General features: G+C 71.3%; 16 protein-coding genes and 1 pseudogene. 8 read left to right on the top strand and 9 right to left on the bottom strand.

The genetic code is table 11. The features are described 5' to 3' along the window. The first annotated feature begins 4 nt into the window (after positions 1-4). From H4F90_RS07590 to H4F90_RS15565, 3 genes are all read left to right on the top strand, one after another. Positions 5-2,257, top strand: a complete 2,253-nt coding sequence (locus H4F90_RS07590) for a TonB-dependent receptor (RefSeq protein WP_182663164.1) — start codon at positions 5-7, stop codon at positions 2,255-2,257. A 66-nt stretch (positions 2,258-2,323) separates the two neighbouring features. After that, complete coding sequence (locus H4F90_RS07585; protein WP_182663162.1) at positions 2,324-3,016, top strand: Fe2+-dependent dioxygenase; 693 nt, start codon at positions 2,324-2,326, stop codon at positions 3,014-3,016. 88 nt (positions 3,017-3,104) lie between these two features. Next, the gene (locus H4F90_RS15565; RefSeq protein WP_235972110.1) at positions 3,105-4,658 is read left to right on the top strand and encodes a choice-of-anchor I family protein; all 1,554 of its coding nucleotides are present in this window, start codon (positions 3,105-3,107) and stop codon (positions 4,656-4,658) included. Positions 4,659-4,701: 43 nt separating this feature from the next. On the opposite strand, the gene H4F90_RS07575 is transcribed toward H4F90_RS15565, so the two are convergent. The 7 genes from H4F90_RS07575 to H4F90_RS07545 form a co-directional block, all read right to left on the bottom strand. Beyond that, entirely contained in the window at positions 4,702-5,418 is a 717-nt protein-coding gene (locus tag H4F90_RS07575; protein WP_182663160.1) for a glycosyltransferase family 25 protein, read from the bottom strand. Between the two features lie 68 nt (positions 5,419-5,486). After that, the gene (locus tag H4F90_RS07570; RefSeq protein WP_182663158.1) at positions 5,487-5,993 is read right to left on the bottom strand and encodes a Dps family protein; all 507 of its coding nucleotides are present in this window, start codon (positions 5,991-5,993) and stop codon (positions 5,487-5,489) included. A 110-nt stretch (positions 5,994-6,103) separates the two neighbouring features. Next, positions 6,104-9,685 (bottom strand): indolepyruvate ferredoxin oxidoreductase family protein, encoded by a 3,582-nt coding sequence (locus tag H4F90_RS07565; protein ID WP_182663156.1) that lies wholly within the window; start codon positions 9,683-9,685, stop codon positions 6,104-6,106. Between the two features lie 260 nt (positions 9,686-9,945). Continuing rightward, on the bottom strand, positions 9,946-10,974 hold the full coding sequence (locus tag H4F90_RS07560) for an ABC transporter substrate-binding protein (RefSeq protein ID WP_182663154.1): 1,029 nt from the start codon (positions 10,972-10,974) through the stop codon (positions 9,946-9,948). Between the two features lie 14 nt (positions 10,975-10,988). Further along, positions 10,989-11,777 (bottom strand): ABC transporter permease, encoded by a 789-nt coding sequence (locus H4F90_RS07555; protein WP_182663153.1) that lies wholly within the window; start codon positions 11,775-11,777, stop codon positions 10,989-10,991. Next, complete coding sequence (locus tag H4F90_RS07550) at positions 11,774-12,556, bottom strand: ABC transporter ATP-binding protein (protein ID WP_182663151.1); 783 nt, start codon at positions 12,554-12,556, stop codon at positions 11,774-11,776. The genes H4F90_RS07555 and H4F90_RS07550 overlap by 4 nt, the downstream gene beginning before the upstream one ends. Positions 12,557-12,574: 18 nt before the next feature. After that, the gene (locus H4F90_RS07545) at positions 12,575-13,189 is read right to left on the bottom strand and encodes a DUF2062 domain-containing protein (protein WP_182663149.1); all 615 of its coding nucleotides are present in this window, start codon (positions 13,187-13,189) and stop codon (positions 12,575-12,577) included. 201 nt (positions 13,190-13,390) lie between these two features. Here H4F90_RS07545 and katG point away from each other — a divergent pair, with 201 nt between their 5' ends. Next, positions 13,391-15,604, top strand: a complete 2,214-nt coding sequence (gene katG, locus H4F90_RS07540) for a catalase/peroxidase HPI (RefSeq protein ID WP_182663147.1) — start codon at positions 13,391-13,393, stop codon at positions 15,602-15,604. Between the two features lie 139 nt (positions 15,605-15,743). Here the strand turns inward: katG and H4F90_RS07535 are convergent, their stop codons facing one another. After that, positions 15,744-16,679: a hydrogen peroxide-inducible genes activator gene (locus H4F90_RS07535; protein WP_182663144.1), complete on the bottom strand. Its 936-nt coding sequence runs from the start codon at positions 16,677-16,679 to the stop codon at positions 15,744-15,746. 156 nt (positions 16,680-16,835) lie between these two features. On the opposite strand from H4F90_RS07535, the gene H4F90_RS07530 reads away from it, so the two are divergent. Beyond that, positions 16,836-17,633 carry a hypothetical protein gene (locus H4F90_RS07530; protein WP_182663142.1) on the top strand — a complete coding sequence of 266 codons (798 nt, stop codon included), beginning with the start codon at positions 16,836-16,838 and terminating at the stop codon, positions 17,631-17,633. A gap of 5 nt (positions 17,634-17,638) precedes the next feature. Here the strand turns inward: H4F90_RS07530 and H4F90_RS07525 are convergent, their stop codons facing one another. Beyond that, positions 17,639-20,065 carry an ATP-dependent DNA helicase RecG gene (locus H4F90_RS07525; protein ID WP_182663140.1) on the bottom strand — a complete coding sequence of 809 codons (2,427 nt, stop codon included), beginning with the start codon at positions 20,063-20,065 and terminating at the stop codon, positions 17,639-17,641. Positions 20,066-20,254: 189 nt separating this feature from the next. On the opposite strand from H4F90_RS07525, the gene queA reads away from it, so the two are divergent. The 3 genes and pseudogenes from queA to H4F90_RS15560 form a co-directional block, all read left to right on the top strand. Further along, entirely contained in the window at positions 20,255-21,355 is a 1,101-nt protein-coding gene (gene queA / locus H4F90_RS07520; RefSeq protein ID WP_182663138.1) for a tRNA preQ1(34) S-adenosylmethionine ribosyltransferase-isomerase QueA, read from the top strand. A gap of 35 nt (positions 21,356-21,390) precedes the next feature. After that, complete coding sequence (locus tag H4F90_RS07515) at positions 21,391-21,864, top strand: restriction endonuclease subunit S domain-containing protein (RefSeq protein ID WP_182663136.1); 474 nt, start codon at positions 21,391-21,393, stop codon at positions 21,862-21,864. A 46-nt stretch (positions 21,865-21,910) separates the two neighbouring features. Continuing rightward, positions 21,911-22,479, top strand: a pseudogene (locus tag H4F90_RS15560) (transposase); the annotation flags it as partial.

The following is a 22,479-nucleotide window of genomic DNA, read 5'->3' as shown; positions in this document are numbered from 1 at the left end:
GGCCATGAACACCCCTTCCCTGCACCCGCTGACCCGGGCCCTGCGGCACGCACTGCGCGCGCTGCCCACACCGGCACGCCCCGCGACCCGGACACGGGCCACGCGCCGCCTGCTGCCGCTGGGGGCGATGGCCGCCGGCTTCGGCCTGGCCGGCTTCGGCCTGCCGGCCAGCGCGCAGACCGCAGCGGAAAGCACCCAGAGCGCCGCGGCGGAACCGCCGCGCATGCCCTCGGTGCAGGTGCGGGCCGAGGCCGAGGGCCCGCCGCCGAGCAAGACCCGCTACCAGGCCGTGAACACCACCGCCGGCAAGGGCAACCAAGAGCTGCGCGACATCCCGCAATCGGTGACGGTGATCCCCGAGAAGCTGATGGACGACCGCAACCTCGACACGCTCAAGAGCGCGCTGCACGGCGCGGTCGGCATCGCCTTCGAGGCCGGCGAGGGTGGCGCGATCGGCGACCTGATCCGCCTGCGCGGCTTCTCGACCCGGGGCGACATCTTCCTCGACGGCATGCGCGACATCGCGCAGTACAACCGCGACACCTTCAACCTCGACCGGGTGGAGCTGCTGCGCGGTTCATCCTCGATGCTCTACGGCCGCGGCTCGACCGGCGGCATCATCAACCAGGCCAGCAAGCAGCCCTTCGGCCTGACCCAGCACGAGGCCGACCTGACCCTGGGCAGCCACGACTACCGCCGCGTGACCGGCGACTTCAACTGGCGCCTCGGCGAGGACGCCGCCCTGCGGCTGAACGTGATGAAGACCGATGCGGAGAGCTTCCGCAACGGCCCCGAGACCCACCGCGAAGGCTTCGCGCCGACGCTGCGCTGGGGCATCGGCCAGCGCAACGAGTTCAGCGTCGGCGCCTACCACCTCAGCTACCAGGACGTGCCGGACTTCGGCTTCCGCTGGCTGAACGGCCGGCCGGTGGCCAGGGCCGCCGAGCGCTGGTACGGCAGCGATTCCGACTACCAGAACGACTCGGCCAACAGCGTGTTCTTCACCTGGCTGCACCGCTTCGACAACGGCGGAGAACTCAAGACGAGCTTCCGCGACGGCCGCTACAAGCGCGATCTGTGGGCGACCACCGCCGGCCTGACGGGCGTGACGAGCGAGGACGCCATCACCGACGCCTCGCGCATCAGCCGCGGCAACCAGACCCGCGCCGGCCAGGACCGCCACCGCTTCCTGCAGACCGACTACAGCGGCCGCGCCAGCTGGTTCGGCCTGAAGCACGAGCTGCTGGCCGGCGCCGAATTCGCGCACGAGGACACCACCACCTTCGCCTACACCGGCACGCCGGCCAAGGGCACCATCACCTGGGCCGACACCGGCGGCACGGCGGCCCTGGTGGACACCCGGGTGAAGGTGCGCAACACCCAGTTCAAGGCCAACACCTTCGGCGTCTATGCACAGGACACCGTGCAGATCGCACCGCAGTGGAAGCTGATGCTCGGCGCGCGCCACGACCGCTTCAGCGCCGACTACGAGCGCCGCACCGGCGGCCCGCTCGAACGCAAGGACGCGATGTGGAGCCACCGCGAGGGCCTGCTGTGGCAGCCCGACGCGGCGTCGAGCTACTACGTCTCGCACGGCACCTCCTTCAATGCCTCGGGCGACCTCTACCAGTTCGACGACCGCAGCGCGAACACCGCCCCCGAGAAGAGCCGCAACCTCGAGATCGGCGCGAAGTGGGACCTGCTCGACGGCGACCTGTCGCTGCGCACTGCGCTGTTCCGCACCGAGAAGTACAACGAGCGCAACACCGACGTCGACCAGGCCGCCGACGCCTACCTGCTCAACGGCAAGCGGCACACCGACGGCGTCGAGTTCGAGCTGGCCGGCCGGCCGCACCCGACGGTGGAGATCTTCGGCGGCATCGCCTACATGCGCGGCAAGATCGACGAGGCCGGCAGCTCGGCCACCTCGCAGGCCACCGTCGGCAAGGACAGCGGCCTGACTCCGCGCTGGACCGGCAACGTCTTCGTCACCTGGGCCTTCGCGCCGAAGTGGCGGGTCGGCCTCGGCGCCGACGGCATGAGCGACCGCGTGCCGGCGCAGGCCGAGGCCGGCGTGAACCGTGCGCCGGGCTATGTGAAGGCCGATGCCCTGCTCGAATACAACGCCGGCCCCTGGCGCGCCAAGCTGCTGGTCAGCAACCTGACCGACAAGGTCTATGCCGACGGCATCTACCGCGGCTTCACCGTGCCCGGCCCGACCCGCAGCGCCCTGCTGACCCTGGGGCTCAAGTTCTGAGCCCGAACCCGGCCCGGCATACGCCGGGCCGGGCCCCGATCCGCCCCCTTTCCGGAGCCTTCCGCCATGCTGCTGCACATCCCCGCCGTCCTGCAGGGCACACGCCTCGCCCAGGCACAGGCCCTGCTGCGCGAGGCCCGCTGGATCGATGGCCGGGCGACGGCCGGGCCGCAGTCCGGGGCGGTCAAGTCCAATCTGCAGATCGCCGAGGACGACCCGGCCGGTGCCGCGCTGCGCGATCTGGTGCTCGACGGCCTGGCCGAGAACGCGCTGTTCTTCAGCGCCGCGCTGCCGCGCAAGATCTACCCGCCGCTGTTCAACCGCTACGGCGGCGCCATGAACCGCTTCGGCAAGCACATCGACAACGGCGTGCGCCTGATCCGCCACGGCCCGCTGCGGGGCCAGTCGGTGCGCACCGACCTGTCGGCCACGCTCTTCCTGGCCGCGCCCGAAAGCTACGACGGCGGCGAGCTGGTGATCGAGCACAGCTTCGGCGAGCAGCGTGTGAAGCTGCCGGCCGGCGACCTGCTGCTCTACCCCGGCACCAGCGTGCATGCCGTCGAGCCGGTGACGCGCGGCGAGCGCCTGGCCAGCTTCTTCTGGGTCGAGAGCATGGTGCGGGGGGAAGACCAGCGGCGCCTGCTCTTCGACCTGGATCGCCACCTGATGGGCCTGCGCGAGCAGCTCGGCGAGACCGAGGCCACCGTCGGCCTGACCGGCGTGTATCACAACCTGCTGCGGCAGTGGGCCGAGGCCTGAACGCCGGCGAGGAGGGGCGCTGTCACCACGCTGTCACGCGCGGCCACCAAGCTCGGGTGCTTTGCCACATGCCTTGCCGGGACTGCCGATGCGCCGTACGCCCCCCTCCCTTCGTCTGCTGCCCCTGACCCTCGCGGGCCTGGGCGCGGCCCTGCTGATGACAGCCGCCCAGGCCCAGGGCCTGCGTGCCCAGCGCGTCTGGCAGTACGACCACGCGGCCACCGGCGTGGCCGGCCAGAAGGCCGAGATCGTGGCCTACGACGCGCTGACCGACACCCTCTGGGTGGCCGGCGTGAAGGGCGTGGACGTGCTCAGCCGCAGCACCGGCAGCCTGCTGCAGCACATCGACGTGAGCGGCTTCGGCACGATCAACAGCGTGGCCATCCACGGCGGCAAGGCGGCCTTCGCGATCGAGAACAGCAGCAGCCGCACCAGCCCCGGCAGCGTCGTCTTCTACGACACCGCGACCCGCACGCAGAGCGGGGCCGCGCTCACCGTGGGCGCCCTGCCCGACATGCTGACCTTCACCCCCGACGGCAGCCGCGTGCTGGTGGCCAACGAGGCCACGCCGACCGGCGCGGTCGACCCGGTCGGGGGCGTCAGCATCATCGACGTGGCCAGCCGCACGGTGAACACCGTGAACCTCGACCCGGCCCTGCCCGGCTGGAGCAGCCTGCGCCAGTTCCCGACCAGCGGCAGCACCGCGACGCGACCGAACTTCAGCCCGATGGGCCCCGAACCCGAATACATCGCCGTCGACAAGACCGGCACCCGGGCCTACGTCACGCTGCAGGAAGCCAATGGCCTGGCGGTGCTGAACCTGCAGACGCAGAGCTTCGAGAAGGTCGTCGGCCTGGGCTTGAAGGACTTCAGCCTGCCCGGCAACGCCATCGACCCGAACGACCAGGATGGCCGCATCGAGTTGCGCAGCGCGAACGTGAAGGGCCTCTACCAGCCCGACGGCATCGCCGCCTACGAGGCCGGCGGCAAGACCTTCCTGGTGATGGCCAACGAAGGCGATTCGCGCGAGGACGGCACGGACGAGCGCCGCGGCTCGGCCGGCAATGCCTCGGTCGAGCTGGTGCCCGAGGGCAGCGAGCTGTCGCGCCTGACCCTGTCGAACGTGGAATCGGTGCGTGGCGACCTGCTCACCTTCGGCGGCCGCAGCTTCTCGATCCGCGACACCAACGGCCAGCTGGTCTACGACAGCGGCAACCTGCTCGATGCGGAGGCCATCGCTCGCGGCCTCTACGATGACGGCCGCAGCGACAACAAGGGCGTCGAACCCGAGGGCGTGACCCTGCTCGACATCGAGGGCCGCACCTTCGCCTTCATCGGCCTGGAGCGCACGACCACCTCGGCCGTCGCCGTCTTCGACATCACCGACCCGACCCAGGTCAGCTTCCTCGACTTCATCGTCGGCCAGGGCGACCTGGCCCCCGAGGGCCTGAGCGGCTTCAAGATCGGCCCGAACTACTACCTGGCCGTGGCCAACGAGGCCGTCGACGGCGTGGCCGGCACGACCTCGCTGTTCCAGCTCAGCCCGGTGCCGGAGCCCTCGACCTACGCCCTGATGGCCGGGGGCCTGCTGGCCCTGGGCGCCTTCGCGCGGCGCCGGACGCTGGACACAGCTCGTACCTGAACCCGCACGCGGGCCGCTGTTGCGGCCCAAGGGCTCACACCCCTCATCGGCGCAGGCGGTGCCGCAGTCGACGGAGCAGGCTGACCAAGGTACGCACCCCGGGAGTCAGGTCAAACCAGCGCAGATCGTGTATGTCGGTCCGTGAGGGTCGCTGGTCTGCCAGCGGGGGCACCGCCGCCACGGTGCGCAGGTCCGGGTGATCCGTGCGCAGCCAGGTGTAGGCACCGTCCACGTGCATGGGGCCACCGCGGGGGTCACCCGGCTTGCGAGCCATCATGGTTTCGAGATGGACCACGGCTCGCTCGATGCCCCGGGCGCTGAAGGCCAAGCAATGCGTGGTCTGCACAGGAGCTCGGGAATCCACTGCCTGCCAGCGGTCGGCAACCGGTGGCAGATGCAGCGCTTGATGGCCGCCATAGGCGATGTCCCAGCCCATGCCTTCGGCCGATGACCAAGCGGTCCGCCAGGTGGCTGCATCGAGTCCCCGAACCCAGTCGCAATCGTCTTCCAGAATCAGCAGGCGCCGTACGCCCGCCTCACGAGCCTCGCGCAGCACGCCGAGATGACTGAGGAAACAACCGCGGGCCCCCCGGGATGGGAAGTCGCCGGCATCGTCAGGCCGCACCGCCGCGAACAGCTTCACCACCCCCTGACCGAGCCGCAGGTCGATGCGCTGGAGCTGGGCATCGATTTCACGCCGCCGGTCAGCTCGATCAGGCAGGTTGATGACGACGATACGGTCGAACAGATCACTGGTCATGGTTCGCGTGGCAAGAGCGGAATCGGGGGATCAGAGCGACCTGCGACCGGCTTCGGTCGCAGGTCGCGTTACTCCTCCAGCAGGCTGCGCAGCATCCAGGCGGTCTGCTCGTGCACGGTCAGGCGCTGGGTGAGCAAGTCGGCGCTGGGCTCGTCGCCGGCCTTGTCGACCAGCGGGAAGAGGCTGCGCGCGGTGCGGGCCACGGCCTCGTGGCCCTCGACCAGGATGCGCACCATCTCCAGGGCCTTGGGCGGCTCGGTCGGCGCATCGGACAGGCTGCTGAGCTGGCCGAAGGCAGCGTAGCTGCCGGGCGCCGGATGGCCGAGCGAGCGGATGCGCTCGGCCACCGGGTCCACCGCATTCCACAGCTCGGTGTACTGGGCCATGAACATGGTGTGGAGCGTGTTGAACATCGGCCCCGTCACGTTCCAGTGGAAGTTGTGCGTGGTCAGGTAGAGCGTGTAGGTGTCGGCCAGCAGCTTGGACAGGCCGGCGGCGATGGCCGCGCGGTCCTTGTCGCTGATGCCGATGTTGATCTGGGGGGCGGCGCCGGCCGGGCGCTTGGACTTGGACACGATCGACTCCTCGCGGGGGAAAAGGGCCACGGCGCCGGGGCCGGCACCGCATCGTCGAAGGATCGTAGCAGCGGCGCCCGGCGCAGCCGCTGCGCGGGGCTGACGCCCGCTCAGGCGGCTTCGACGATGGCCGGCGCGACCGCCGGGGCCAGCGTCCGGCTCTGGCTGCCGCCGGACGGGCTGCTGGCCGAACCGCCCTGGGTCGGCGGCAGGCTGGCGAGCAGCCGGGCCCACTCGGCCCGCACCTCGCGCAGCGCGGCCTGCTTGACCGGGCCGTAGCCGCGGATGCGCTCGGGCAGGCGGGCCAGGGCCAGCAGGGTGTCGAGCTCGGCACCGCAGGCCAGGGCCTGTTCGAGGCTCTGGCGGTAGTCGACGATGAGCTGGCGCTCCTCGCGCCGCTCGGCCGTGTGGCCGAAGGGGTCGAGGACGGTGCCGCGCAGCCGGCGCAGCCGGGCCAGGCCGCGCATCGCCCCCTCGACCCAGCCGCCGAAGCGGATCTTGCGCGGCCGTCCGTCCGGGCCGGCGCGCGCGAAAAGCGGCGGGGCCAGGTGGAAGCTCAGGCGCGGCCGCCCCTCGAAGGTCTCGGCCAGGCGGGCGCGGAAATCGGGGTGGCTGTAGAGCCGGGCGACCTCGTACTCGTCCTTGTAGGCCATCAGCTTGAACAGGCCTTCGGCCACGGCCCGGAGCAGGCGGTCGAGGTCGGCCGCGCCGGCTCGCTCGCGGCCCACCTGGGCCACGCCGTCCACGAAGGCGCGGTAGCTGGCGGCGTAGGCGGCGTCCTGGTAGGCGGTGAGGAAGGCCTCGCGCTCCTTGAGCAGGGCCGCGAGGCTGGGCGGACGGTGCAGCACCATGGGCTGCACCGGCAGGGCCGCCCGCTGCACGGCGGCCAGGTCGACCGCCGCCCGCCGGCCCCAGTGGAAGGCCGCCTTGCTGGCGCTGACGGCCACGCCGTTGAGCTCGATCGCGCGCAGCAGGCTGGCCACCGGCAGCGGCAGGCCGCCCTGCTGCACGGCGAAGCCGAGCAGGAAGAGGTTGGCGCCGATCGCATCGCCGAAGAGCTTCTGCGCGAGCGTGGTCGCGTCGATCCAGTCCAGCCGGCCCCCGACGGCCTCGCCGAGGAGGCGCCGCACGGTCTCGGCGGGGAAGCGCCACTCGGCGTCCTGCGCGAACTTGCCGGTGACCTGCTCGAAGCTGTTGAGCACGGCCCGCGTGCGGCCGGGCTGCAGGCAGCGCAGGCTGTCGGGCGCGGCGGCGGTCAGCACATCGCAGCCGATCAGCAGGTCGGCCTGCCCGGGCGAGATGCGCGGCGCGCGGATCTCCGCCCCGTGGCCGGCGATGCGCACATGCGAGCTGACCGCGCCGTTCTTCTGCGACATGCCGGTCATGTCGAGCACCGACACGCGCCGGCCTTCGAGGTGCGCGGCCAGGCCGATGACCTTGCCCACGGTGATGACGCCGGTGCCGCCGATGCCGGTGATCAGCACATTGAAGACGCCGTCGGCCGCGGCCGGCTGCGGCTCGGGCAGGCTGGCCGGATCGAAGGCCGCCGGCTCGGCGGCACGCGCGGGCTTGCGGCGCGGGGTGACGCCTTCGACGGTGACGAAGCTCGGGCAGAAGCCCTGCACGCAGCTCAGGTCGGTGTTGCAGGCCGACTGGTCGACCTGGCGCTTGCTGCCCAGCGAGGTGCGCAGCGGGCTGAGGGCCACGCAGTTGGACTGCACGCCGCAGTCACCGCAGCCCTCGCAGACGGCCTCGTTGATGAAGGCGCGGGTGGGCAGCTTGGCCGGCGGGGTCTTCTTGCTGCGGCGGCGCTTCTCGGCGGCGCAGACCTGGTCGTAGATCAGGACCGAGGGGCCGTCGAAGTCGCGCAGCGTGCGCTGCACGGCGTCGAGCTGCTCGCGGCCGTGGATGCTGAGCTGCACCTGCGCCCGGCGCGGCTTCAGCACCGGGTTGCCGAGCCAGCGGCTGGCGTCGTCGGCCACCACGGCGATGCGGGTGACGCCCTCGGCGACCAGCTGCTCGACGATCTCGGGCACGCCGATCGGGCCGTCGACCGGCTGGCCGCCGGTCATCGCGACGGCATCGTTGTAGAGGATCTTGTAGGTCATCCGCGCCTTGGCGGCGACCGCGGCACGGATGGCAAGCGAGCCCGAGTGGAAGTAGGTGCCGTCGCCGAGGTTGACGAAGACGTGCTCGCGCTTGGAGAAGGGCGCCTGGCCGAGCCAGGGCATGCCCTCGCCGCCCATGTGGGTCAGGGAGAGGTTCTCCTTCGGATAGATCAGCGTGGCCATGGCATGGCAGCCGATGCCGGCCAGGGCCAGGCTGCCTTCGGGCACGCGGGTGGAGGTGTTGTGCGGGCAGCCCGCGCAGTACCAGGGCGGCCGCGCCGGCACCGGCACCAGGCTGGCGACGCGGGCCTCGGCCGCATCCAGCCAGGCCAGGCGCTGCTGCAGCGGGGCCGGGTCGGTGAAGGCGCCGAGGCGGCCGGCCAGGATGCGGGCGATGGCCGAGACCGAGAGCACGACGATGGGCGAGACCAGCCAGTCCGGGTTGGCGAGCGGCGCAGCCGGCTGCTCGGCGAACTTGCCGACGACGCGCGGGCGGCGGCCGTCGGGCCGCTCGTAGAGCAGCTCCTTGATCTGCGGCTCGATGACCGCGCGCTTCTCCTCGATCACGAGGATCTCGTCGAGGCCCTCGGCGAAGTCGAGCAGGCTGGTCGGCTCCAGCGGCCAGGGCATGGCCACCTTGAACAGGCGCACCGGGCAGGCGTCCTCGCCGGCATCGAGCAGGCCGAGCAGCTCCAGGGCCTCCAGCGTCTCGGTGTAGGCCTTGCCGGAAGCGACCACGCCCAGCCGCGCGCGCGGCGCGGCCACGGCCACGTGGTTGAGGCGGTTGCGGCGCGCATAGGCCATCACGGCCTGCAGGCGCACGCGCTGCATCAGGGATTCCTGGTCGCGCGCCTGCTGGGTGATGGTGGCGGCGCTGCGGATGTGCACGCCGCCGGGCGGGATCACGAAGTCCTCCGGCACCGCGGTGACGACGGCGGCCGGGTCGGCATCGATCGAGGCCGAGGCCTCGACCGTGTCGGCCAGGGCCTTGAAGCCGATCGGCACGCCGGCGAAGCGCGACATGGCGTAGCCGTGCAGGCCCAGCTCGACGTACTCGCCGACGCCGGCCGGATAGAGGATGGGAATGGACGAGGCGATGAAGAGCTGCTCGCTCTGCCCGGGCAGCGAGGACGAGGACGCCGCATGGTCGTCGCCGGCGATCAGCAGCACGCCACCGCGCGGGGCCGTGCCGGCGTGGGCCATGTGCTTGAAGACATCGCCGCAGCGGTCGACGCCGGGCGACTTGCCGTACCAGAGGCCGAAGACGCCGACGAAGTCGCTCTCGCCCGTCAGGTGCAGCTGCTGCGAGCCCCAGATCGCGGTGGCGGCCAGGTCCTCGTTCACACCGGGCTGGAAATGGATGTCCTCGCGGGCCAGCCGGTCCTGCACGGCCCACAGGGCCTCGTCGAGTCCGCCCAGCGGCGAACCCCGGTAGCCCGAGACGAAGCCGCCGGTGCGCAGGCCGGCCGCCCGGTCGCGCCAGCGCTGCACGAAGAGCAGGCGGACGATGGCCTCGATGCCGCTCACATAGACGCGCCCGCTCATGGGGAGCAGCGCATCGTCGGCGGACAGGTCGTGGGGCATGGCGGACAGCTCGGGAAAACGATCAGGGGGCGGGCGGCCGCAAGGTAGCAGAGCGACTTTGCAAGCACGCGGCTTGTAATGGCCTGTAGCAATAAAGCCGCCCGGAAGCGCGCCAAGACGTCAACTTCCTTGCACAGGCGTGAGATTCGGAAACCTCTGCTCACGCCTCTTTCAAGCTCACACCGCAGGCCCAGGAAACGGCGTGGAAACACCGCCTCCGCGTGATCGATGTCACGCAAAGCGCATGCCGCGCGGACGCCTCAGCGCGGAGGACGGACCGGGCCCGGCTTGACGAAGCCCAGCTCGGCGATGCGCGTGGCGTCGATCTCGCCCGGCCGGTAGAGGCCGGCATCGACCATCTGCGCCAGAAAGTCGCGGATGCGCTCCAGCCGCATCGCGCCCAGGCCCAGGGCCGGTGCATCGCCGCCCTCGACCAGGCCGAGGCGGCGGATCAGCGCGACCGAGGCCTCCAGCTCGGCCTCGCCGAGCTCCGGGTTGTCCGCGCGCATGCGGGCGTGGGCGGCGCGGCGGTCGCCCTCCAGGTAGCGGCGCCAGCCGGCCAGCGAGGCCTCGACGAAGCGCCGCACCGTGTCGGGCCGCTGCTTCACCGTGTCGGCATGGGCCTCGATCAGGGTGCTGTAGGTGGAGAAGCCGTGGTCGGCCAGCAGGTGCACGACCGGCTCGAAGCCGCCCTGCTGCTTCACATAGATCGGCTCGGCCACGGCATAGCCCTGCTGGATCGCACGCTTGTTGGCCAGGAAGGGGCCGAGGTTGTAGGTGTAGGGCCGCAGCTGCTCGTCGCGGAAGCCGTGGCGCGACTTCAGCCAGGCCCACCAGGTGTACTGCGCGTCCTTGGCGATCAGCGCCACCGGCGCATCCTTCAGCGCGGCAAAGCGCTCGTGGCCCTGGCCGGGGTGGGCGATCAGGGCCTGCGGGTCCTTCTGGAACACGGCGGCCACCACCACCGTGGGCACGCCGTTGCGCTGGTTGTCGAAGCTGTGCAGCAGGTTGCCGCTCATCAGGAAGTCGATGCGCTTGGCCGGCAGCAGCGGCCGGTTGTTCACCTGCGGGCCGCCCTGGAGGATGCTGACGTCCAGCCCGGCGCGCGCATAGCCGCCGTCGACCAGGGCCTGGTAGAAGCCGCCGTGCGCGGCCTGCGCGCGCCAGTTGGTCGCGAAGCGGACCGGCTCCAGGCCCCCCGGCTGCGCGCGCAGGGGTCCGGCCGCCCCCAGGCCCAGGGCGACGAGCTGGCCCAGGTGACGGCGGCGGTCGGTAGCGGACAGGGACATGGCGTGTCGGGGTTTCAGTCGCGGGCGGCGGGGCCCAGCAGGCGGCGGGCCAGGGCCTCGAAGCCGGCATGCAGGGCCCAGCCGATCAGCACCAGCAGCAGCAGGGCGGCGAACATCTTCGGCGTCTCGGTGCGGAAGCTGGCCTCCAGGATGCGCGAGGCCAGGCCGGTCTCCCGGCCGGCCGCACCGGCCACCATCTCGGCGCTGACCGCGCCGATCAGGCTCAGGCCGCTGGCGATCTTCAGGCCGGCCAGCAGGTGCGGCAGCGCCGTCGGCAGGCGCAGCAGGCACAGGCGCTGCCAGGCGCTGGCGCGTTGCAGGCGGAAGAGGTCGAGCAGCAGCGGATCGACCGCCCGCAGCCCGGCCAGGGTGTTGACCAGGAGGGGGAAGAAGGCCACCAGCCAGGCGCAGAGCAGCAGCGCGGCCGTCGTGCTTTCCAGGTAGATCAGGATCAGCGGCGCGATCGCCACCAGCGGCGTGACCTGCAGCGCCACGGCCAGCGGCCACAGCGCCCGCTCGACCACCGGCAGGGTGACGAAGACCGCCGCCAGCAGCACGCCGCCGGCCGCCGCCAGGGCCAGCGCGCCGCCGGTCACCTTGAGCGTGAACCAGGCGCTGGCGGCCAGCGGGCCGGCCTGCTCGAACAGGGTCAGGGCGATGCGGCTGGGCGCGGGCAGGGTGTAGGCCGGCAGCTCGGCCCATCGCACCAGCAGCTCCCAGGCGCCGGCCAGGACCAGCAGGGCCAGGACGGGCAGCGGATCGGGCCCGCGGCGCGGGCGGCGGGCAGGGGTCGACGTGCTCATGCCGGCTGGGGCGCCGCCTGGGCCGCGGCGAGGGCGGCCGACAGGGCCCGGGCATGGGCGGCGGCGGCATCGCTGTGGCGGAAATCGGCGGCGCGCGGCGGCGGCGGATCGATGCGGTGCTCGGCCACGATGCAGCCCGGGCTGCGGCCCATCACCGCCACGCGCTGGCTCAGCACCACCGCCTCGGCCACGTTGTGGGTGACGAAGAGCACCGCGCAGCCACTGGCCTGCCAGCCGGCCAGCAGCTCGGCCTGCAGGGCCTGGCGGCTGAGCTCGTCGAGCGCGGCGAAGGGCTCGTCCATCAGCAGCAGGCGCGGCCGCTGCACCAGGGCGCGGGCGATCGCCACCCGCATCGCCATGCCGCCGGAAAGCTCGGCCGGCCGGGCCGCCTCCCAGCCCGCCAGACCGACCTGGGCGAGCTGCGCGCGCGCCGCCGCGCGGGCCTCGGCCTGCGGCCGGCCGCGCAGGCGCAGCGGCAGCATCACATTGGCCTCGACGCTGGCCCAGGGCATCAGGGCCGGGCTTTGAAAGACCATGGCCGTGCCGCCCTCGCGGCCGGGCGCCAGGGCCGGCGACTGCACGTGGCCGCTGCTGGCCGCGATCAGGCCGGCGGCCAGGCGCAGCAGCGTGCTCTTGCCGCAGCCCGAGGGGCCGAGCAGGGCGAGGAATTCGCCCGGGGCCAGCTGCAGCGAACAATCCTGCAGCGCCTGGCGGCCGCCGGGATGGCGCAGGCCGACGCGGTCGAAGACCAGCAGGGGCGGCGCGGCGGGCGTGGGCATGGCGGCGAGTGTGCCGTGTCAGGCGCAGCCCGCGCCGCCACGGGGGCGGGCCCGGGCATCGACCTGCCGGAGGGCACGGATGCGCCGGGCCCGGCGGCGCAAGGCCCAGGCCCAGCCGCCCTGCACCAGGGCATAGGCCATGAGCGCGGCCAGCACGGCGAAGACCAGCGAGCCGCTGAGCAGGGCCAGGGCCCGTTCGCCCCAGGCCGGCCCGCCGGAGACGCCGGCCGCGGCGGCCTCGGCCTCGGCCGCGCTGGGGTTGAGGCCCAGCAGCCAGGCGCCGAGCAGGTAAGCCGCGTAATAGACCGGGCCGAAGGTCAGCGGCGAGTTGACGAAGGTGGCCAGCGCCGCCGTCGGCAGGTGCAGCCGGAACAGCAGGGCACAGAGCAGGGCCGCCGGGATCTGCGCCACCGGCGTCGCGAAGGCGAAGAAGGCGCCGATGGCCGCACCACGTGCCACCGGCTCGCGCCGCCATTGCCACAAGGCCGGCCGACCCAGGGGTGCGGCCAGGCGGCCGATCAGCGGCAGGCGGGCCAGGTCCTCCCGGCGCAGGCGGGGCAGGCGGGGCAGGCGGGCGCGCAGGGCGGCCCCGAGGCGCTGGCGAAGGGAGGCAGGCGGGATGGGATCGGGCATGGCCGAAGGCAGTCTGGACGTGGCCCTCAGAGCCGGCCAAGCCGCGCAGGTTCACCGGCCCGCGCAACCGGCACCCCGCGCCACGGCAGCGGACAAAAGCCTTATCGCCGCGATTGCCGAAGTTTCATTGCCCGGCCCGGGGGCCACTTCTAGACTGCCTTCGCACTGTCCGACCCCCACAACATGCTGCAGGAGAGATCGATGTCCAACGAAGCCAAGTGCCCCTACGCAAGCGGCGCCCTCGCGCCCAGCCTGTCCACCCGGGCACGCACGCCGCGCGACTGGTGGCCCGAGCAACTGAACCTGTCCATCCTGCATCAGCAGTCGGCCCGGGCGAACCCGATGGGCGAGGCCTTCGACTACGCCGAGGCCTTCAGGCAGCTGGACCTGGATGCCGTCGTCGCCGACCTGAAGGCGCTGATGACCGACTCCAAGGACTGGTGGCCGGCCGACTACGGCCACTACGGTCCTTTCTTCGTGCGCATGACCTGGCATGCCGCCGGCACCTACCGCATCCATGACGGCCGCGGCGGCGCGGGCACCGGCGCGCAGCGCTTCGCCCCCACCAACAGCTGGCCCGACAACGGCAACCTCGACAAGGCCCGCCGCCTGCTGTGGCCCATCAAGCAGAAGTACGGCAAGCACCTGTCCTGGGCCGACCTCATCGTGCTGGCCGGCAATGTGGCCATGGAGTCCATGGGCTTCAAGACCTTCGGCTTCGCCGGCGGCCGCCCCGACATCTACGAGCCCGAGATCGACATCAACTGGGGCCCCGAGGCCGAATGGCTGGCCACCAGCGACAAGCCGGGCAGCCGCTACAGCGGCAAGCGCGACCTGGCCAACCCCCTGGCCGCCGTGCAGATGGGCCTGATCTACGTGAACCCCGAAGGCCCGGACGGCAAGCCCGACCCGCTGCTCTCCGCGCATGACATCCGCGAGACCTTCGCCCGCATGGCCATGAACGACGAGGAGACCGTGGCCCTGGTGGCCGGCGGCCACACCTTCGGCAAGGCCCACGGCGCCGCCCCGGCCTCCAACGTCGGCCCCGAACCCGAAGGCGCGCCGCTGGAGCAGATGGGCTTCGGCTGGGCCAACCGCCACGGCAGCGGCAAGGGCGGCGACACCATCACCAGCGGCATCGAGGGCGCCTGGAAGCCCCACCCCACCACCTGGGACCACGGCTACCTGGAGACCCTCTTCAAGTACGAGTGGGAGCTGTCCAAGAGCCCGGCCGGCGCCCACCAGTGGCATCCCAAGGGTGGCGCGGGCGCCGACGATGTGGTCGACGCCCACGACCCGTCCAAGCGCCACGCGCCGATGATGACCACCGCCGACCTGGCGCTGCGCATGGATCCCGCCTACGAGAAGATCTCGCGCCGCTTCCTGGCCGACCCGGCCGCCTTCGCCGACGCCTTCGCCCGCGCCTGGTTCAAGCTCACCCACCGCGACATGGGCCCGCGCAGCCGCTACCTCGGCAAGCTCGTGCCGCAGGAAAGCCTGATCTGGCAGGACCCGGTACCAGCGGTCGACCATGCCCTGGTCGATGCCGCCGACGTGGCCGCGCTCAAGGCCAAGGTGCTGGCCTCCGGCCTGTCGATCGCCCAGCTCGTGCGCACGGCCTGGGCCTCGGCCTCGAGCTTCCGGGGCAGCGACAAGCGCGGCGGCGCCAACGGCGCCCGCATCCGCCTGGCGCCGCAGAAGGCATGGGCCGTCAACCAGCCGGCGGAACTGGGCAAGGTGCTCGCCCTCCTGGAAGGCATCCAGAAGGACTTCAACGCCAGCGCCTCGGGCGGCAAGAAGATCTCCCTGGCCGATCTCATCGTGCTGGCCGGCGGCGCCGCGGTGGAAGCCGCCGCGCAGAAGGCGGGCCACACCGTGAGCGTGCGCTTCACCCCCGGCCGCACGGATGCAAGCCAGGATCAGACCGATGTCGAGTCCTTCGCCGTGCTGCAGCCGCTGGCCGATGGCTTCCGCAACTATGTGCACCAGGGCCTGGAGGACGTGGCCGCCGAGCTGCTGGTCGACAAGGCCCAGCTGCTGGGCCTGAGCGCGCCCGAGATGACGGTGCTGGTGGGCGGCCTGCGGGCGATGAATGCCAATTTCGACGGCTCGCGCCACGGCATCTTCACCCAGCGGCCGGAAACCCTGAGCAAGGACTTCTTCGTCAACCTGCTCGACATGGACACCGAGTGGAGCCGCTCGGCCAGCCAGGCCGGCGTGCTCGAAGGCCGTTGCCGCAAGACGGGTGCGTTGAAGTGGACGGCGACCGTCGTCGACCTGGTCTTCGGCTCCAACTCGCAACTGCGCGCGCTGGCCGAGGTCTATGCCGAAGCCGGCGGCGAAGCCAAGCTGGTGCAGGACTTCGCCCAGGCCTGGGCCAAGGTGATGGAGCTGGACCGCTACGACCTGCGCTGACGCCCCGAGCTTCCTCGAAGCGATCGGCCGCCACCCCTTGCAGCCCGACGCCCGGCCCGGTGATCCCGGGCCCCGCTGAAGCCCACGCGCCCCGCCGCCTGCGATCCAGGCCGCGGGGCGCGCCTTCTTCAGACCAGGCTCAGGCCGTGAGCCGCTTCACGCCGGGCAGCGCGCAGGCGTAGATCGCATTGCGAAGCGCGGCGATGGCCTCGTAGCGGGTGAAGGTGCGGCGCCAGACCAGCACCACGCGGCGCGTGGGCACCGGATCGCTGAAGGGGATGTAGCGCAGGTGCGGATTGGCCGGCGCCTGCCCGGCCTCGGGGATGCTGAGCTGCGGCACCACCGTCACGCCCATGCCGGACGCGACCATGTGCTTGATCGTCTCCAGCGAGCTGCCCTCGAAGCTCTTGCGGATGCCCTCGGCATCGCTGGAGAAGCGGGCGAACTCGGGGCAGACCTCCAGCACGTGGTCGCGGAAGCAGTGGCCGTTGCCGAGCAGCAGCATGGTTTCCTGCTTCAGCTCCTCGGCGCTGACGGATGCGCGCCGGGCCAGGGCATGCGTGGCCGGTGCGGCCACCATGAAGGGCTCGTCGTAGAGCGGCGCAACGGCCAGGCCGGTGTCCGGAAAAGGCTCGGCCAGGATGGCCGCATCCAGCTCACCGGTGCGCAGCATGTCGAGCAGCTTGACCGTGAAGTTCTCCTGCAGCATCAGCGGCATCTGCGGCACACGGTCGATCGCGTTCCGGACCAGCTCCGGCAAGAGGTAGGGCCCGATCGTGTAGATGATGCCCAGGCGAAGCGGGCCGGCCAGCGGGTCCTTGCCGCGCTTGGCGATCTCCTTGATCGCGGCCGCCTGCTCGATCACCGACTGCGCCTGGCGGACGATCTCGTCGCCCAGCGGCGTGACCGAGACCTCGCTGCTGCCGCGCTCGAAGATCTTGCAGTCCAGCTCGTCCTCCAGCTTCTTGATGGCCACGCTGAGCGTGGGCTGCGAGACGAAGCAGGCCTCGGCCGCGCGGCCGAAATGCCGCTCGCGCGCGACGGCGACGATGTAGCGGAGTTCGGTGAGGGTCATTCAGCAATCCTACAAGCTTCTGTAAGCCAACTCACCAAAACAAACATTGTTTGTAGTTGATCTCGCACCGACCTCCAAGCACCAATCGGTGTGTGTTGCTGCAACACCTGAGACCAATAACGATGACAACGCACCATATCAATCCGGGAGGAATCCATGAGAGTCATCTATGTTTTCGCAGCCATCACGGGAGCCTTGGCATCAGCTGGCTGCACAACCCTCAATGACGCAGTAAAAAGCACCAAGTACAGTTCGGAAGACCCTTTTGGCGACACCATACCGATTGGCGAAGTTGACCTCATTGAGCTAATCAAGCCGGGAGCAAGAAAAGGCGGGAAGGCCAACACGCAAACTGATAAAGCACTTCTGGAACAGGTTCTAGCAGAGAAGGCGTCTCCTTTCCCATCCGCTGAACGCAATCGCATTCAAGACCGCATCATCATGGCCTCAAACAGTCGATGCGAAGAGTACAAGACCATCTTGAAGAGAAAGCAGTCCAATCTCAACTTTTGGTACGGGTCTGCCGCAACCTTTTTCGGGGCAGCAGGGGCCGTAACCACTGGGGGCGCGGCGTCTTATCTTTCAGCCCTTTCAGGAACGGCCAGCGGCGTTCGGGCTGAAGCGAATCACTCTTTTTACGCCGACGTTGCCGCACAAGTCATCGTCAAAGGGATCAGCAAGCGACGCAGCGACATCATGGAGAAAATATTTGAGGCACGCAAAGACGCCAAAGGAGACTACACCCTTGAAGGCGCCATCGCTGACGCCATCACATACCACGGCGCATGCAGCTTGATTGGCGGGCTAGAGCAAGCGGATGGCGCTCTCGGAAAATATGTCGAAAATACGGGACTGGATGCACTTTTTGCGAATAAAGCTTTTGCAATAGAACTTGAGAGGAAGGCGACCAACAAGGCCAAGCAAGCCGCACCGGAAGGAGCGGCAAATAAGTGAGTCGCTCAGGCCTTCATGAACTCCTGCCGCGAGCCCAGCCAGCGGTCGATCTGGGCCTGGGCGATGCGCGGGTCGCGCTGGGCCAGGCGGGGGGCGAGCTCGCGGGCCTGCTGCAGCAGGGCGCTGTCCTCCTCCAGGTCGGCGAAGCGCAACAGGGCGACGCCGCTCTGGCGGGCGCCGAGGAATTCGCCGGGGCCGCGGATCTGCAGGTCGCGGCGGGCGATCTCGAAGCCGTCGGTGGTCTCGGCCATGGCCTTGAGGCGCTCGCGGCCGGTGGGCGAGAGCGGCGGGCTGTAGATCAGCACGCAGACGCTGGCCACCGAGCCCCGCCCCACCCGGCCGCGCAGCTGGTGAAGCTGGGCCAGGCCGAAGCGCTCGGCATGCTCGATGACCATGAGGCTGGCCTTGGGCACATCCACGCCCACTTCGATGACCGTGGTGGCCACCAGCAGGCGGGTGCGGCCGGCGGCGAAGTCGGCCATGACGGCGGCTTTCTCGGCGGCGGGCAGGCGGCCGTGGATGAGGCCGACGAGGGGCGCGGGCGCAGCCGACGTCCCCGCGGGCGAGGACGCAGCCACCCCTTGGGGCACCGCATCGACCGTCGACCCGGGCAGGGCAGGCGACGCCTCGGCCGAGGCCGGCCCCGCCGGCACGCGGCCTCCCAGGGCTTCGCACAGCTCGGCATGGGTGGCGATCACGTCGCGCAGCTCGGGCGGCTCGCCGCCGGCGGCGGCCGCGCCCCGGCGGGCGCGGGGGCGGGGCGGGGGCTCGACGGCGGGAAGCTCGGCCCCGGCCCCTGCCTCGCCTTCGGCGGTTTCGCCGATCAGGGGGCAGACCCAGTAGACCTGCCGGCCCTGGGCCACCTCGTCGCGGATGCGCTCGATCACGGCCTCGCGCTTGGCCTCGGCCAGCACCTTGGTGACGATGGGGGTGCGGCCGGGCGGCAGCTCGTCGAGCGTGCTCAGGTCCAGGTCGGCAAACAGCGTCATCGCCAGGGTGCGGGGGATGGGCGTGGCGCTCATCATCAGCAGGTGCGGCTCCAGGTGGGGCTCAGACGCTGAGCCCGATGGCCTGGCGACCTCGGCCCCCGGAAGGGCGTCGGCGCCGGCCAGCTTGCGCCGCAGGGCCAGGCGCTGGGCCACGCCGAAGCGGTGCTGCTCGTCGACGATGGCCAGGCCCAGGCGGGCGAAGCGCACCTCGTCCTGGATCACGGCATGGGTGCCGACGACGAGCTGGGCCGCGCCGCTGGCCACCCGGGCCAGCTCGGCCTGGCGCGCCTTGCCTTTGCGGCTGCCGCTGAGCCAGGCCACGCCCACGCCCAGCGGCACCAGCCAGTCGACCAGCTTGCGCGCATGCTGCTCGGCCAGGATCTCGGTGGGCGCCATCAGCGCGCACTGCCAGCCGGCATCCAGCGCGATGGCGGCGGCCAGCGCAGCCACCACCGTCTTGCCCGAGCCGACGTCGCCCTGCAGCAGGCGGTGCATGGGACTGGGACCGGCCGGCGGCGGGGTGTCGGCGCCAGCCGGCGCCAGGCCGGCCAGGTCGGCGGCGATCTCTTCCGCGCAGCGGCGCTGCGCGCCGGTCAGGGCGAAGGGCAGGGTGGCGAGCAAGCGCTCATGCAGGCCGCCGGGCCGGCCGCGCAGCACGGGCGCGCGCTGGCGGGCGCGCTCGCGGCGGGCCTGCAGCTGCGCGAGCTGCTGGGCCAGCAGCTCCTCGAACTTCAGGCGCTGCCAGGCCGGATGGCTGTGATCCTCCAGCGTGGCCAGGGCCACCTCGGGGGCCGGATGGTGCAGGAAGCGCAGGGCCTCGCGCAGCGTCGGCAGGCCGGCCGGCACCACGCCCGGCGGCAGGATCTCGTCCAGCGGCGCCCGCGCCAGTCCGGCCGCCACGGCCTTGCGCAGATAGGCCTGCGGCAGCTGCGCGCTGGCCGGGTAGACCGGCGTCAGCGCAGCGGCCAGCGGGGTGTCGTCCGTCACCGCCTTGACGGTGGGGTGGACCATCTCCGGCCCGAAGAAACCACCGCGCAGCTCGCCGCGCACCCGCAGCCGGGCGCCGGGCGCCATCAGCTTCTGCTGCGCCGGGTAGAAGTGCAGGAAGCGCAGCATCAGGCTGCCGCTGGCGTCCGCCAGCCGCACGACGAGCTGGCGGCGGCCGCGCAGCTCGACCTGCGCCTCGCGCACCGTGCCTTCCACCTGCACGGTCTCGCCGGGCCGGGCGGCGGCGATGGCGGTGAGGCGGGTCTCGTCCTCGTAGCGCAGGGGCAGGTGCAGGGCCAGATCGATCGGCCGGGTCAGGCCCAGGCGCTCCATCGCCCGCTGCGGGGCCGACAGGGGCTTGAGTGCGGACTTGGCGGCCGGCCGGGCCTCGACCGTCGCCGGGGCCGCGCGACGACCGCGCGGAGCAGCGGGCGGCGGGGCGGAGGCGGCAGGCATCGCGGCATTCTGCCGAGGCCGGCCCGACCGGGCGCGCCGCTCAGCCGTCAGGCCAAGCGCCGCAGGGCCTGACGGCGTCCGGCTCAGGCCGGCGGCATCATCGCGGCTGCGGCGCGCGGGGCCTCCGCCCCTCCCGCCCCCTTCCCCCCTGTTCTCTCTCCGACCCGGCCGGTCCAGCCGGGCCCCTGCATGAGCGCCACCCCCCAAGCCTCCCCCGAGCTGCGCCTCGCCGATTTCGACTACACCCTGCCGCCCGAGCTGATCGCCCAGCATCCGGCGGCCGAGCGCAGCGCCTCGCGCCTGCTCGACGGCCGGGCCGAGCCCTTCGCCGACCGCGTCTTCCGCGAGCTCCCCGCGCTGCTGAATCCGGGCGACTTGCTGGTCTTCAACGACACCCAGGTCATCCCCGCCCGCCTGCATGGCGCCAAGGCCAGCGGCGGCCGGGTCGAGGCCCTGGTCGAGCGCGTGCTGCCCGCACCGGCCACGCCGGAGGGGGTGCATGAGGTCTGGGCCCATCTGCGCGCCAGCAAATCGCCCAAGGCCGGGCAGGCGGTGGATTTCGATGGCCGCGACGGCGCCCCCGGCTTCCGCGCCGAGGTGCTGGGCCGCTGCGGGCCGGAGGACAGCCTCTTCCGCCTGGCCTTCCCCGGCGAGGCCCTGGCCCTGCTGGCCCGCTGCGGCCACGTGCCGCTGCCGCCCTACATCACCCATGCCGACGATGCCGAGGACGCGCGCCGCTACCAGACCGTCTTCGCGCGCGCGCCCGGTGCCGTGGCCGCGCCGACCGCCTCGCTGCACTTCGACGAAGGCGTGCTGGCCGCCCTGGACGCGCGCGGCGTGCAGCGCGCCGCCGTCACCCTGCATGTGGGCGCCGGCACCTTCCAGCCGGTGCGGGCCGAGCGCCTGAGCGAGCACCGCATGCACAGCGAATGCTTCGAGGTGCCGGCCGCCACCGTCGACGCCATCGCCCGCACCCGCGCGGCCGGCGGCCGCATCGTCGCGGTCGGCACCACCACGCTGCGCGCGCTCGAATCCGCCGCCCGCAACACCCCCGACGGCCTGCCCGCCCCCGGCGCGCAGGAGACCGACATCTTCATCACCCCCGGCTTCCGCTTCCGCGTGGTCGAGCGCCTCGTCACCAACTTCCACCTGCCCAAGAGCACGCTGCTGATGCTGGTCAGCGCCTTCACCGGCCACGCCCGCATGCAGGCCCTCTACGCCCACGCGGTGGCGCAGCGCTACCGCTTCTTCAGCTATGGGGATGCGATGCTGCTGGATCGGGTGGGGTGAGGCTCAGGGCCCACGCAAGGCGGACGGCAGAATCCATGGGCATCGCCGGCCCCAGACCGGCGCCCAGGGAGCGTCGTGAGCAAGAAGAGATTCCGGGCGACGAGATCGAGAAGTACCGACTCGAAGCCGGCGACCTGCTGATCACCGAGGGAGGCGATTGGGACAAGGTTGGCCGCACTGCGATGTGGGCCGACGATCTGCCGCTGTGCCTGCATCAGAGCTATGTCTTCCGTGCGCGGCCGTGTTCGGATGAACTCGACCTGCAGTGGGTTGAGCTGTATCTCAACAGCCCGGTGGCACGCGACTACTTCACTGGCGCATCCAAGCAGACGACGAACCTCGCGTCGATCAACATCACGCCGTTGCGTGCGTGCGCGTTTCCCGTTCAGCCCCTAGCCAAGCAACGTCGCATCGTCGCCAGCGTCACCGAACTCCTCGCCCTCTGCGACCCGCTCAAAGCCCGCATTGCCGCCGCCCGCATCAAGCACGCGCGTAAGCTCCCCCGCTGAGTAGACAACCTGAAAGTGGAGACTTCCGCATCTTCGAGGAAGAGCGATGAGGAAGTCGAGAATCACAGAGAGCCAGATCCTGGCGATCCTGAGCGAGGGCGAGACGGGGCTGGCCGTGGCGGAGGTCTGCCGCAAGCACGGCATCAGCTCGGCGACGTACTACCAGTGGAAGAGCAAGTTCGCGGGCATGTCCGTCAACGAGCTCAAGCGCGTCAAGGAGCTCGAGGCGGAGAACGCGCGGCTCAAACGCATGTATGCCGACCTGGCACTGGAGAACGCCGCGATCAAGGACGTGCTGTCGCGAAAATTGTGACGCCGATCGCCAGGCGAGCTGCGGTGCAGATCATGGTCGACGAACACCATCTGTCCCGAGTGCGCGCCTGCTAGGCCGTGGGGCTACCGCGGTCGGCGTTGTACAAGCCCACGACGGACCAGGCGGCCAAGGATGCGCCGGTCATCCAGGCGATCAACGGCATGCTGGAAAAGCGCCCACGCTGGGGGTTCTGGAAGTGCTTCGACCGGCTGCGTCAGGACGGGCACGGCTGGAACCACAAGCGTGTGTACCGGGTGTACTGCGCGATGCGCCTGAACCTCAAGCGCAAGGTGCGGCGCCGC

It is taken from the genome of Aquariibacter albus, from assembly GCF_014145335.1.
Lineage (GTDB): Bacteria > Pseudomonadota > Gammaproteobacteria > Burkholderiales > Burkholderiaceae_C > Aquariibacter > Aquariibacter albus.
Note: the sequence above shows the minus strand (reverse complement) of the source record. Positions and strands in the feature narration are given on the sequence as shown.

What these genes read in the sequence shown, in the direction of transcription:
- H4F90_RS07590 (WP_182663164.1), top strand. Translation starts at nt 5, where the DNA reads ATGAACACCCCTTCCCTGCACCCGCTGACCCGGGCCCTGCGGCACGCA.
- H4F90_RS07585 (WP_182663162.1), top strand. Translation starts at nt 2,324, where the DNA reads ATGCTGCTGCACATCCCCGCCGTCCTGCAGGGCACACGCCTCGCCCAG.
- H4F90_RS15565 (WP_235972110.1), top strand. Translation starts at nt 3,105, where the DNA reads ATGCGCCGTACGCCCCCCTCCCTTCGTCTGCTGCCCCTGACCCTCGCG.
- H4F90_RS07575 (WP_182663160.1), bottom strand. Translation starts at nt 5,418, where the DNA reads ATGACCAGTGATCTGTTCGACCGTATCGTCGTCATCAACCTGCCTGAT.
- H4F90_RS07565 (WP_182663156.1), bottom strand. Translation starts at nt 9,685, where the DNA reads ATGCCCCACGACCTGTCCGCCGACGATGCGCTGCTCCCCATGAGCGGG.
- H4F90_RS07560 (WP_182663154.1), bottom strand. Translation starts at nt 10,974, where the DNA reads ATGTCCCTGTCCGCTACCGACCGCCGCCGTCACCTGGGCCAGCTCGTC.
- H4F90_RS07555 (WP_182663153.1), bottom strand. Translation starts at nt 11,777, where the DNA reads ATGAGCACGTCGACCCCTGCCCGCCGCCCGCGCCGCGGGCCCGATCCG.
- H4F90_RS07550 (WP_182663151.1), bottom strand. Translation starts at nt 12,556, where the DNA reads ATGCCCACGCCCGCCGCGCCGCCCCTGCTGGTCTTCGACCGCGTCGGC.
- H4F90_RS07545 (WP_182663149.1), bottom strand. Translation starts at nt 13,189, where the DNA reads ATGCCCGATCCCATCCCGCCTGCCTCCCTTCGCCAGCGCCTCGGGGCC.
- katG (WP_182663147.1), top strand. Translation starts at nt 13,391, where the DNA reads ATGTCCAACGAAGCCAAGTGCCCCTACGCAAGCGGCGCCCTCGCGCCC.
- H4F90_RS07535 (WP_182663144.1), bottom strand. Translation starts at nt 16,679, where the DNA reads ATGACCCTCACCGAACTCCGCTACATCGTCGCCGTCGCGCGCGAGCGG.
- H4F90_RS07530 (WP_182663142.1), top strand. Translation starts at nt 16,836, where the DNA reads ATGAGAGTCATCTATGTTTTCGCAGCCATCACGGGAGCCTTGGCATCA.
- H4F90_RS07525 (WP_182663140.1), bottom strand. Translation starts at nt 20,065, where the DNA reads ATGCCTGCCGCCTCCGCCCCGCCGCCCGCTGCTCCGCGCGGTCGTCGC.
- queA (WP_182663138.1), top strand. Translation starts at nt 20,255, where the DNA reads ATGAGCGCCACCCCCCAAGCCTCCCCCGAGCTGCGCCTCGCCGATTTC.
- H4F90_RS07515 (WP_182663136.1), top strand. Translation starts at nt 21,391, where the DNA reads ATGGGCATCGCCGGCCCCAGACCGGCGCCCAGGGAGCGTCGTGAGCAA.